This window comes from Olivibacter domesticus, from assembly GCF_900109575.1.
In the GTDB taxonomy this organism is placed as follows: domain Bacteria; phylum Bacteroidota; class Bacteroidia; order Sphingobacteriales; family Sphingobacteriaceae; genus Olivibacter; species Olivibacter domesticus.
Map to the genome: position 1 here is coordinate 502,117 of NZ_FOAF01000001.1, position 12,915 is coordinate 515,031.

Annotated in this window: 8 protein-coding genes; 3 read left to right on the top strand and 5 right to left on the bottom strand. The window is 37.7% G+C overall.

The window, feature by feature from the left end; translation table 11 throughout:
* Positions 1–236: 236 nt before the first annotated feature.
* A complete protein-coding gene (locus BMY50_RS01980; protein WP_238383647.1) occupies positions 237–1,541 on the bottom strand; it encodes a RagB/SusD family nutrient uptake outer membrane protein in 1,305 nt (434 codons plus the stop codon).
* Between the two features lie 31 nt (positions 1,542–1,572).
* Positions 1,573–4,650 carry a SusC/RagA family TonB-linked outer membrane protein gene (locus BMY50_RS01985; protein ID WP_093317629.1) on the bottom strand — a complete coding sequence of 1,026 codons (3,078 nt, stop codon included), beginning with the start codon at positions 4,648–4,650 and terminating at the stop codon, positions 1,573–1,575.
* A gap of 321 nt (positions 4,651–4,971) precedes the next feature.
* Between BMY50_RS01985 and BMY50_RS01990 the strand changes: the two genes are divergently transcribed.
* The 3 genes from BMY50_RS01990 to BMY50_RS02000 all read left to right on the top strand — a co-directional run bounded on the left by BMY50_RS01990 (position 4,972) and on the right by BMY50_RS02000 (position 8,008).
* The gene (locus tag BMY50_RS01990) at positions 4,972–5,715 is read left to right on the top strand and encodes a DeoR/GlpR family DNA-binding transcription regulator (protein ID WP_093323476.1); all 744 of its coding nucleotides are present in this window, start codon (positions 4,972–4,974) and stop codon (positions 5,713–5,715) included.
* Positions 5,716–5,880: 165 nt separating this feature from the next.
* Positions 5,881–6,156: a hypothetical protein gene (locus BMY50_RS01995; RefSeq protein ID WP_093323478.1), complete on the top strand. Its 276-nt coding sequence runs from the start codon at positions 5,881–5,883 to the stop codon at positions 6,154–6,156.
* 229 nt (positions 6,157–6,385) lie between these two features.
* Positions 6,386–8,008, top strand: a complete 1,623-nt coding sequence (locus BMY50_RS02000) for a S41 family peptidase (protein ID WP_139202165.1) — start codon at positions 6,386–6,388, stop codon at positions 8,006–8,008.
* A gap of 39 nt (positions 8,009–8,047) precedes the next feature.
* Here BMY50_RS02000 and BMY50_RS02005 read toward each other — a convergent pair whose 3' ends face one another.
* From BMY50_RS02005 to BMY50_RS28065, 3 genes are read right to left on the bottom strand one after another with little or no spacing between them, the layout of a single operon-like run.
* Positions 8,048–8,998: a M28 family peptidase gene (locus BMY50_RS02005; protein WP_093317634.1), complete on the bottom strand. Its 951-nt coding sequence runs from the start codon at positions 8,996–8,998 to the stop codon at positions 8,048–8,050.
* 54 nt (positions 8,999–9,052) lie between these two features.
* Positions 9,053–12,592, bottom strand: a complete 3,540-nt coding sequence (smc, locus tag BMY50_RS02010; RefSeq protein WP_093317637.1) for a chromosome segregation protein SMC — start codon at positions 12,590–12,592, stop codon at positions 9,053–9,055.
* 48 nt (positions 12,593–12,640) lie between these two features.
* Complete coding sequence (locus tag BMY50_RS28065) at positions 12,641–12,814, bottom strand: hypothetical protein (RefSeq protein WP_162276509.1); 174 nt, start codon at positions 12,812–12,814, stop codon at positions 12,641–12,643.
* Positions 12,815–12,915: the final 101 nt, after the last annotated feature.

The window sequence follows — 12,915 nt, forward strand, 5'->3', positions numbered from 1 at the left end:
AAATTGGTTATTAGTACAAGATTATCAATAATAATTAGAATATGCAAATTTATGCATTATGATTTTATATTTAACGCACAAACGTGCATTACAAAACAGTTAGTTATATCCAAAAATGCTTGTTTTACCTATTTTAGCATTTTTATATTTGATAAAATAATAAAAAATTTGGATTTATTGAGATGTGAAAAATAAGCAGATCGAATAGAACTTCTCGACCTGCTTATTTTTAATTCCTAAAAGACAGGGTCACTTGGTGTATTCGTATTATTATCCCGTTCAACAAATGGGTAAGGGAAGAAATTACGTTTCATTTCATTCTGTGGCCGATTAAATCTACGCATGTCTTCGAGTTTCAACCCAGACATAAATAGCTCGATACATCTATTTCTATAAATTTGAGTCAAAAGCTCTTCATTGCTGATGCTAGTCAGTGCGGGTAAATCGGCCCCTACACCAAAGATATCTTGACCAGGCATTTTGGTAATGACTTTATTTAACTCAACTAGGGCCAGATCGTATCGGGAAGTACGAGCATAAGCTTCTGCTTTAATAAGAAGCATCTCTCCAGGCAAGTAAACAGGTATACGGGAGGTTGGCGTAAATGCAAAACCTTTAATACGCACAGCTGGCGGGATAGGGTTGTCATTTTGTATATAAAATAAAACCCGTTTGTCTGCCATTTCGGGATATAAGCCTTGCGGAAGCCCTAAATTGACGTCCTTCGGTTGAAAGACATTATTCGTGGAGGTAGCAAAGGTGTATATGGGATTGGACGAAACGTTATCGTAAGCGAACATTGATTTTTTTGTCAAATCAACAGCATTTGCAGCTATCAAAGCATTTTCATAGTCTCCAACATATAGCGAATAACGCGCTTTAAGCGCATTCAATGTATTTAGAATATTAATGCTACTATCTGGAAGATTTATTAGAAATGCATTGCTTATTTCATCGGTGGCCGTATAATTTAAAGCGCTATCAATGCTTTTTATGGCTTCCTTGTATCCGTCCATTCTGTCTATAAAGGGTATATTTCTGCCAATACCTACGGGTACTTTTTCCCAGTACATTGATAGGTTTCCCATTGATAAAGCTTTGGAAATAGTGGCATATGCAATTAAGCCGCTTGCAAGGTTTTTATCACTTAAGTTCTTGGCGTTTGCAATTACCAAGTTAGCGTCATAGATAATTTTATTACTACTGGTCCACAAACCTGCTAAAACTGTATTTGTTCCATCTACAGTGGCCCCCCCTGTACTCAGTTGCAGCTCAGGAATATTTCCTTCATTTCGTAGCAGTAGTTCATTTGTCACAAATCCATTAGCTGTTACATAGTTATAAATATTACTGGTTCTTTCAAAGCTGTATCTCCTTTGGAGACCAATACTGATAGTTGTTAAGCCTTGAGGTGATGATAGTGCATCATCATCCAACGCCCTCGAAGGATCGATGTAATCTTTCGTACATGAAAAATTGATATAAGTAAGCGCTAGGCAACATAATATAGTTAACGCTCGTTGTATGTTAATTCTGTTCATCTCGGTCATTTTTGAGGTTTGCTAATTAAATTTATAATTTCACCTGAATACCTAATGTAAATGTTCTAGGGATTGGAATGGCACCAAAATCTATTCCTCTGAGTATGGTCGACTGTCCTCCTGCATTGACTTCAGGGTCGTAACCTTTATATTTGTCGAAGGAGAGTAGATTTCTGCCGCTGGCATTGATGGTCAAGTCTTTGAAAAATTTAACCTTGCCGAAGTTATAACTTAAAGAAACTTCTCTCAGCTTTACATAAGAACCGTTATCAACGCGCCATTCTTCAACAGCGTATGCACCTGCAATATAACCCCTAGGTAGCTCGCCCATTTGTTCTTGCTGTGCCATTAATCCATTTCCCACGCCCTGTCTGGTTCTCCAATCAGCATTCCAAACATCAACACCTCGTACAGCATCAAATTGAAGGTGCAGGGATAGTTTTTTATACGTGAAATCGTTCACAAAGGTTAATGTATAATCTGGATTTGGATCACCAATTACCTTACGCAAAGGGGTTCCGGTAGGCATGCCGTTTTCATCACGTTGTGGGGTTATCTCGATGCCGTTTTGAGTTCCGCGCTCAATCATTGGGATTCCTTGTGCATTTGTTAATAAGCTCCCATCAGAATTTCTCGCAAAAAATGTCCCATAAAATACACCGATTGGTTGTCCGTCAATAATAGCAACTGGTGCCCCCGGGTTGGTAGTGAATAAGCGTAAACCGCCAACATCCAGGGCTTTATTGCGATTGCGACTGTAAATAACAGAGGTGTTCCACGAGAAATTAGTGTTTTTGACAGGAGCGCCATTCAGTACTAATTCAATACCTCGGTTCTGCAAGGAACCAACATTATCCAAAAAACTGGAGAATCCTACTGTAGGTGCTTCCACCCTGGATATCAATAAATCAGTTACTTTTTTATTGTACCAGTTGAAGCTCAAACCTAAGCGATTGCTAAAAAACGACAGATCAGTTCCCAACTCAAGCTCTGCCTGTCTCTCGGGTTTTACATTTTCATTTGCTAGTGTAGCGCTTGAGAATAACGATACTCTACTTAAGAAAGTTTGAGAAGAATAAGCATTGTAACGATCGTAAGCTCCTATTCCTGTTAAGTTTCCGGATTGTCCATATGCAGCTCGGACCTTAAATAAATCCCACCATTTGCTCATAGCAGCGTTTTTCCAGAAATCTGCGGACGACAATACATAGCTACCACTTCCTTTTAGGTAAACTTGTCGGCGGTTATCTTTACCAAAAACGGATGACTCGTCCACCCTAATTGCACCTGTAAGAAATAACTGGTCCCTGTACTTAAAGTTTTGTTGAAAGTAAGCTCCGCTTACGGAATATTCCGTCCGGGCATCCATACCCGGTAAAATAGCACTAGCAGCATTCACTGTTTCAATGAAAGGTGCTAACCCTCTTCCATTCAGCATATTATATTTTGATTTTTCATACTGATAAGAAAAACCCAATTGAGAGGTCGAAGAAATTAAATCTGAAATATCTGCCGTAAAGGTGGCGTTAAATTCGTTATTGATGAGAAAAGCAGAGTTGCTTGCAGTACTGGTATAGCCGTTGAGTGTGGGAGCTAGGTTTGCACCACCTCCCCAGAAATCTGGATTAGCATTGTAGGTATAAGGTGGAATATAGGTAGTACCCGTTTGGCCAGTATTATCTACACCCACTGTAAAATCAAGTGATAAGTTTTCAATGGGAGTGAGCTTTAACCCTAAGTTTCCTAACACACGGTTTACTTCTTGGCGTTGCTTGATATCTTCAATAACTGACACCGGGTTTATTCTTCCTCTTTCACCTACCGATTTTAAATTGCCATCTGCGTCCCGTGTAAAGATGTCATGGTAATTCGCTATGATATTGATTGAATTGAGCGGTGAGTAAAATGAGTTTCCATCTGGTTTCTCGTCTGCGCCACTATTTGTATAGTTCAGCCCGGCTGTAAAGCTTATCCAGTCGGCAAGTTTCTGATCAATATTGGTACGTAAACTGAACCTTCTAAAATTTGTATTTCTAACAATTCCCTGATTGTTAAAATACGATGCGGAAACATAATACTTGGTGTCGTCTTTTCCCCCTGCAACCGAAACATTGTTATCCGTGCCACTAGCATTTCTGAAAATGTAATCTTGATAGTCATAGCGGTTAACTGGAGAAGTTGTCGTAAGCGCTGTATTCAGTACATCTTGCGTTTCTAAGTCGACCGAACCCCCAAATTTTACGGGCGACTGGTTTACTGCTACTTTTTTCCGTAAGTTGCTATTCATGTAGTTGGTAGAAAAACTAACTACTGGAGCACCCAACGAACCTCTTTTAGTAAAGATCTGTACAACCCCGGCATTTGCCCGTGAACCATAAATTGCAGCTGCTGCTGCACCGTTCAATACTTCAATTCGTTCAATGTCTGCAGGGTTAATATCAACTAGGCGATTTTGACCGATACTTCCAACGAAGTTGCCGCCGTCATAACCGGGCTGTGTATTAGTAACGCGTGTGGTGTTATTATTTACGATAATACCATCTACAATGTAAAGCGGTTCGGAAGACGAATTCACAGAACTTATCCCTCTTAATCGCACAGAAATCCCGCCTGCGGGGTCTCCAGAATTTTGCGAGATTTGAGCACCTGCTGTTTTTCCTTGCAAGGATGATAACACATTTCCACTTCTTCCTTTGGTAAGGTCGTCACCCTTTATAGAACTGATGTAACTTCCCAGTTGTTTCCGTGTGGTTCCGGCAGAGGTGCCTGTTACAATTACCTCATCCAGGCCTACCAGATCAGCGCTTAATTCGCAATTTAATACGTTGTTGCCTGTCGCAAGAGCAATGTTTTTGGTTTCGGTTTTATATCCCGTATAGGAGAATATAATTTCCTGTTGTTTTACAGATTCATTTAAGCTGAGCGTAAATTTTCCATCCACATCGGTGGAAGTGCCTAAATTAGAATTTTTTATTTTCACAGATACACCTACTAAGGCTTCCTGCGTGTTTCGGTCTGTTACACGACCGGAGATAGTTGTCTGTTGTGCCTGCGCAATCTGGCAGCAAAACAGACAACCGATTAGTAATAAATAAATCGATTTGGCCATAAACAATTAGGTTAAGTGTTAAAATGGGACATTGGAATGCTGTGCATAATGTAATGCTGATTAGTTTTTCAGTATTAATTCCCCAGAGTTTAAGAGATGCGCTCAGCACGTTTTTCAGTTTTAAATTGGATAATACAAGTATAGGAAAAAAAATTATGTTTGCAATATTTTGCGTTTTTTATTTAAACTAATACCTAAAAACGCATATCTAATGATTTCCTTTTAAAACGCTCGGTATTTCAGGAGTTGTTAAGCAATGTTAAGCAGCTATTTGAAATCATGATAAAACCATTATATTTACCTTTAATTAATCAATTCCTTATGTTAAAAGAAGAAAGACAGGCATTTATTATCCATGAAGTTAACTTACACAATAAAGTGTTATCATCCGATTTAAGTGTACAGCTTAATGTTTCTGAAGATACTATCCGGAGAGATTTGAATGAACTTGCTGAAAGTGGAAAGGTGCTTAAAGTATATGGGGGTGCATTATCCAAGTCATTTCAATACCCCTTTCAAGACAATGAAGTATATGCCCGGGAATCAAAGAAAACAATCGCAGAAAAAGCAATAACACTTATTCAGGATGGCATGACGCTTTTGTTAGGGGGAGGAACCACCATGCTGGAGCTTGCACGTATGATTCCGGAGAAAATGCAATGTACCTTTTTTACCATTAGCCCGTTGGTAGCATTAGAACTAGCTGAACGTTCTAATGATGATGTGATTTTAATAGGAGGGAAGTTGGCAAGAAGTACTAACATCACGATTGGTTCTCAAGTGATTAATCAACTATCAGAAATAAGGGTCGACCTTTGCTTACTAGGGACGAATAGCTTATCGGTAGAAGATGGAGTTACAGATTCTGATTGGGAAGTAGTACAGATAAAAAAAGCAATGTTGCGTTGTTCACAGAAGACTGCTATTCTCAGTATAGTAGAGAAATTAAATTCAGTCCAAAAAATGAAAGTTTGTAATATAAATGCAATTGATTTTCTTGTAACCGACCTTGATCCTTCACATAATAGCCTAACGAGGTTTTCGCAGGTGGTAAAAGTCATTTAATTGACATATCTAATATGTTTTTAATGAGCTTTTAATGTAAAGCTTGTAAATTAGGTTTAAAATATCTTCTTGTAACAGCTTTATTTCCTGTTATCCTTGAGGATATACGCCAGATTATTTAATATTGTTATAATAATCAACTAAAAAACTAAAACAATGGATGCTATGAATACAATCGTTGCCGAATTAATTAATAAAGAGGATATTAAGAATCATAAAATAATTGATGCACCTGAAAGTCATGTGAATGAGCTGAGGTATAAACTACAAAGTGCAGTAAGGTTGGGTAACGAATTTAAGTCAAAATCAGTCATTACTTTTAACACAACAGATGGGGCTAAAAGGGTGGAAACAACTGTATGGATGTTAGCCGAAAATTATCTTCAACTAAAGAACGGTATTATGATACCCTTAAGTAGTTTGTTGGATCTTGACTACTAAATACAAATTTTCCTTAAACGCGTTGTAGGCTTTAGTGTATATCTTTTAATGCTAAAGTCTACAAAATAATGATATCCGCTGATTTTTGTTCAGAATTTCTCAGATTCTGATAGTCTCCTGCACAAGTGCACAACAAGCAATCGTCAATTTTGTTAAACTTTTCATTAAGTACCCAAATAATTTTTAGTTGTTGTATATTGCAGCTGTTTTATTGCTTACGCAAGTATATATGAATTCAAGATCATTCAACCAATTGATTCAGTATGCGCTTTTCTGTTTTGTATTTTTAAGTGCATGTAAGAAAGATTCTCCAAATCTGGGTAACACGAAGCAAACCCCAACAACAGACAGGGTAGCACTTACCAATGATTCCATTTTTTTGTACGCAAAAGAAATTTATTATTGGAATGACAATCTCCCTAGCTACGACGATTTTAATCCGAGGCAATATACCGCTGGCAGTACGGATTTGGCTAAGTATGAAATAAATCTATTAAATATTGCTGGATACTCTTCTTCAAATAAGTATGATATTCTAAGCAGTAATAATAAGGACGAAACCAAGTTTTCATACATAGAGGATGTTTCAGGGAATGGCGGAGTAAGCGCTGGTATAAGAAATCTCACAAGCAGCGTTAACTTACAGGGAGAGGGGAATGATATAGGGATCTATTTTGTCGGAGCCTACGGCCCAAGCGACAATGATTATAAAGTGTTTATCCAGGCAGTCTATCCTGGATCACCTGCCGCTAAAGCTGGTCTTACTAGAGGGGCTACAATTACAAAAATAGGTAATGAAGTAATAGGCGATAATTTTGATCTTGATCAGAACGCTATTAATCAATTATTGAATGATCCATTTTCCATAAGAATTGAAGGTGAAAAGGTTGACGGAACTGCTTATGCGGTTAGCTTAGCAAAAACGACCTATGATAGCAGTCCGATTTATAAGGATACTGTCTTATCTGCAGGAGGCAAAAAAATAGGTTACCTTGCTTATGCCCGTTTTTCGAATGATGATAATTCCTTGGAACCACTGAACAATGTCTTTCAGAAATTTGCTACACAGGGGGTGCAGGATCTTGTTATTGATTTAAGATACAATGGTGGAGGATATGTGACAACGGCGCAGCATCTGGCAAATTTAATAGTGCCTACTGGAACCACAGGAACGATGTTCGTGGAGCAGTATAATACGACGATGCAACAGGGTAAAGCTACCATACTAAAGAATCAGCCAGTACGCAATTCGAATGGTGATATTATTGGAAGGGATACTTATGGCGACTATGGCTATGATCTTAAAACAAATACAAAACCGTTTGAAAAGAAAGGGAATTTAACTGGTGTAAAAAATGTAGTCTTTTTGGTCACCGGTAGCACAGCGTCCGCAAGTGAATTAGTCATAAATTCCTTAAGGGCTGTTCCGTCTCTTACTGTTAAGCTTGTTGGAACAACTACCTATGGTAAACCAGTGGGTTTTTTTCCTGTTAGATTAGAAGGAATCTACGATCTATACCTGGCAAGTTTTTCGACAAAGAATGCTAATGGTGAGGGAGATTATTATGATGGCCTTACCCCTGGTAACCAGATTGCAGGTAAAATTATGTTGGATGGTCAACAGCAAGATCTAGATACTTTCAGTGATTATGACTTTGGTGATACACATGAGCTTTATTTGGCAGAAGCCCTTAACCAGCTTGGTGTAGTGTCTAGTACCTCTACCAGTAATACAGTGATGAGTGTCAGGACAAAGCAGGGGGGTACTTCACCAGCATTAAATCTAATGAAAGGAACAGCGAAAAAGAAAGAGTTTAAGGGGATGATAGAAACGAGAATAGGAAAAAACTAGTTAATCTCGCTAAGGTTACAGCTTCCCTTGATGAAAAACTTATTTCATAATTTTGTTCTTGTCGATCTGTATTTTACTGGAAAGTTTCCCATCAATATTCTTAATCACTGCTAGAATTGCTTTTGTGGCACCTACAAAAAAATCCTGATTAATATTTTCAAAGTCATCAGTGGGCTGATGGTAGTCCTTATGGTCTTCTACTCCGAAGTAAATGAAGGGAATGTTTTTAGCATTAAAGGCACCCTGATCACTTTGATTGGTCCAATCATCATGGCCAGTTTTAGGATCATCGTGACCTAAAGTGATTTTTATACTTTCATGATCGGTGATAATGTATTTCTTTAGTTCGGGATGTGTAAAAGTACCGCAGGCGTAAAGTTCATTTTTATCATTGTGTGCGATCATATCCATATTGATGTTTAATTTTATCTGGTGTAAAGCAACAGGTGGCGCATCAACAAAGGCCTTGGCACCTTTTAATCCCATTTCCTCTGCATCGAATGCAGCAAATATTAACGTAAAGTTGGGTGGATTTTTTGAGAAATATTCAGCGAAATGTAGTAATGCTGCAACGCCGGAGGCATTATCATCTGCTCCATTATAGATCTTATTTCCTTCTGTTCCCAAGTGGTCGTAATGCGCAGAGATAACGATACATTCCTTTAATTTGCCTGGAATATAACCAAGCACATTTTGTCCTGTGAACTGTTTGCTATCTTTCGCTTGAAACATAAACGGTTGCAAGTAGTTAGACTGATCAGGAAATGGCTTGATACCTAGCTTTGTAAAACGCTCTGTAATGTAAGCGCGTGCTTTTTCTGCACCGGCAGTACCTGTTTTTCTTCCCTCATAATTATCTGAAGATAAGGTTTTTATATCGTTTAAAAGTGTTGTATGCAGCTGTCGGTCATCCTGTTGTTTAACACTTGCGCAGCAACTCATCGCAAAAAGCAAAAATGCAAATGGAATTTTCTTTAAGATAGTAGGCATTTGTCGTCGTTTATATAACAAACATAATAATTTTTATGATGTTTAGCTACCTAATTAAACTTGACGCATATCGACTGCCACTACACGCGATACACCTTGTTCTACCATCGTAACACCATAGATGATGTCTGTGCTGGCAATGGTACGCTTATTATGCGATACAACAATAAATTGGGACTGATTAGAGAATTTGCGTATAATATTGTTGAATTTATCAATATTGGTGTCGTCTAATGGTGCATCTACCTCATCGAAAATGCAAAAAGGTGCTGGTTTCAATAGATAGAGCGAAAATAAGAGAGCTGTTGAGGTCAATGTTTTTTCTCCACCTGACAATTGATTGATAGATAAAGGACGTTTCCCTTTAGGACGGGCCATAATTTCAATATCTGATTCCAAAGGGGCATCGGGATTGCTTAACACCAGGTCGCAAGAATCTTCTTCATTGAAAAGTGATCGAAAGACTGTAATAAAATGTTCACGCACTTGAATAAATGCTCCCATGAATTTATCACGCGCATTGTCATCAATTTCTTTAATGGTTTCCAACAGGGATGTTTTGGCATCGAAAAGATCTTGTTTTTCCTTTTGGATGAACGTATAACGTTCGTTCATTTCTTGATAGGCTTCCATAGCCATAGAATTAATGGAGCCAAATTCCTCTAATTGTCTTTTTAGTTTTTCTGTTCGGCTTTTCAACTCTTCTTCAGTGCCAATATCGTCTGCTAATTCATTCTCCAATAAATCATTGATATCAATACTGAATTCGACCGATAAACGCTCTTTTAAGGCATTTAGATCTAATTTTAAGTTAGTTTTCTTGTCTTTGATTTCATTCGTTAATACTTCTACCAGTTCCTTACGCTTGCGTAATTCCGTGATTTCTTCTTCTTTTTTATTGGTTTCACCCCGCATGGCATAATACTGCTGCTCTGCCTCTTGTAATGCTTTCTCAAATGCATCTTTCTGCGCATACATGGCGATCAAATCCTCGTCAGAATGGTCTACGTGCTGCAAAGTGTCTTGTATAGCAAGCTTTACGGATTCATATTCTGTGGTGTATTGTGTAATCCTTTTTTCGAGATTCTCTTGCTGGCTTTCTCTATATTCAAGATCCTTGTTTATACCCGCTACTTTATTCTGCTGCTGGTGAAATTTAATGTTTTCTTGATTATAAGCAGACGAAACGATCGTTAAACGTTCAGATAACTCACCATAATTTTCCTGAAACTGATGTAGCGCCTGGGCCTTATCTAGTTTTTGAAAATTGAGTGTTTCTAGTTTTGGTTCGGCTGCCAGCAGGTCGGCCGAAATACTTTTAATTTTCTCTTCTATGTCTTGTTTACGATTCTGACTGTTCTGTATGAAGGAAACGTACTGTTCCTGTTTTGTTTTTACAGAGATTAATTCATTACTTAAGCGATTTAATTGTTGCTTCGTTTCTTCTAAATGCGCTTTTTTTGTAGTTGTCTTCAGATCATTTAGCAGCACTGTTTCAAGATTAATGTCTTGTTGAACCTTTTCTAACGAAAGGCTAAGTTGTTTAATCTCCTTATTTAAATTATCAAGATTTTTGGCCCTTCCTATGCGTTTTCCTTCGAATAAACCTACTGAACCACCACTCATGCCTACACGGAATTTTGAAAATTTACCGGTTTTATGAAGGATCGTTATCAGCGCATCAGGTAGATTGGTTTCCAGATCGTTCTCATCGGTCGTTTTTAAGATATAAACGTTGTTTAACAGCAGTTGAATGAGTGGAAGATACCGCGCTTCTGTATCGATTACCGAAAGTGCAGGAATGAGTTTCTCCTCATCATAACTTTCCGGCTTTATTGTTTGTTTGTCGATAGCTTCTAATACGAAAAAGCCTGCGCGGCCTCTTGAGGCATCTCCTAGTAGCTTAATAGCTTTTACCGCTTCTAGTCTTTCATTTACCACATAGTGATTCATGACCGGTTCTAAGAAGTTTTCTATTGCGACCCGATACTCCTCTTTACAGAAAAGAATATCCGACAAAAGCGGAAATGGTTTTGTCCAGCCCGCATTTTTTCTTAGAAAACGAATTGATTCTGGAAAACCTTCTAAATTATCAACTAGCGACTTTGTTAAGTTATATTCGTTTTGCTTAGCGTCTAATGTCCTATTGTCACGAATCGTCTGATCTTTATAAGCTTGTATAAGCGACTCTTTAGCGGCAATTTGCACGGTTAGCTCTTCTTCAAAAGCAAATGTATCATCATACGCTTCTTGAAGCGTTTCTACTCGATTTTCTAAATCTACTACTACCTTAACGAACTCGTTTAATTCTGTTTCTTTTGCCTCTGTGTCTACCACATTGCGCTGACTTTCCTGAGCCAAGGCATCTTTTTGAATATGTAGTACGGCAATGTCCTTCTCTAGTTTATAAATTTCGTTTTGCAGTTCATTCGTTTCAAGTGTAAAAGCGTCCAGTTTTGCCTTTGCAGTTTGTTGCTGCCCTCTCAATTCATCTACTTCTTGCTTTTGTTCATCTAGGGAAGTTTTGACCTCTTCTAACTTGGTTTGTTCAGAAAGCTGTTCTTCATGAAGCCTCTTAATGTTGTAAAGTACGTGGTTAATTTGCTGCTTATCGTTCGCTAATTCTTTGCTGAGACGTTCTTCTTTGTCATTAAGGTTTCTTAACTGCTCGTTTTTTACTTTTTTTTCACTTTCGTAAGCCCTGATTTTTGAAGTATATTCATTGGCCGCTTTCTGCTGAACGGAAAGGTTTTTTTCCTCAATAAGGCAGTCTTGTTTCAATTTCTGCAAAGCAACTTCCAGCGCGTCTAATTGGGCATTGATGGCGTTTTTTTCCTTATCTTGTAATTCCTGTTGTTCATCAAGCCGTTCCAGGGATTCTCTAAAATTTACAATGCGGAAGGAGGCTAACGATACGCTTAGTTCCTTATACTGATCCTTGAGCTTATAATATCTTTCGGCTTTTTTGGCTTGGTTTTCTAAGGTTTTGAGATTTTTTTCAATTTCAAAAAGTAAATCTTCTACACGACTAAGATCGGTCTCTGTTTCCTTTAACTTGCTTAATGTTTGTTTTTTACGTACTTTATATTTAGATATTCCGGAGGCTTCTTCAAAGAGCGCTCTCCTGGAATTTTCCTTGTTGTTGATAATTTCATCAATCATTTTTAGTTCAATGATTGAATAAGAGTCGTTTCCAATACCGGTGTCTAAAAATAAATCGGTAATATCTTTTAAACGACATTGAACATCATTTAATCTATATTCGCTCTCACCTGTTCGATAGAGCTTTCGTGTAATCGTTACTTGCGAAAACTCTGTCGGTAAAATGTTCTGTGTATTGTCGAATGATAATGAAACCTCAGCTAGATTAGCCGATTTACGTGTTTTTGTTCCATTAAAAATAATGTTTTCCATCTTTTCAGAACGGAGATTTTTTGTCTTCTGTTCTCCAAGAACCCATCTTATTGCATCGACGACGTTAGACTTACCACACCCGTTAGGTCCAACAATAGCCGTTACACCCTCGTTAAAATTGATGGTTATCTTATCGCCAAAACTTTTAAACCCTTTTATCTCTAAGCGCGTCAGTTGCATTTAAACAGAACATTTTTTTGTGGGTGCGAATTTAATGAATTGAACCAATTAATCTACCTTTCTTGTTTTTTTTCTAACGGAATTATTAGATGGCTCAACTAAACCTGCTTCGTCTGCAAGGGCGTAAGGAGCGTTTAAAGCATTGGTTAATAGCCTGCTTACATTTACCAAGATGTTTGTTAGACAGAGATATAGATAGGATAGGTTATTAAACGTTTTCATATACTTGATTTTCATAATAAAGGGATGCTAAATTAAAAAAAATAAAGTAATCCTTAGCTATTAAGCATATAGCTAGGAGATTTGATAATTATTTATTAAGT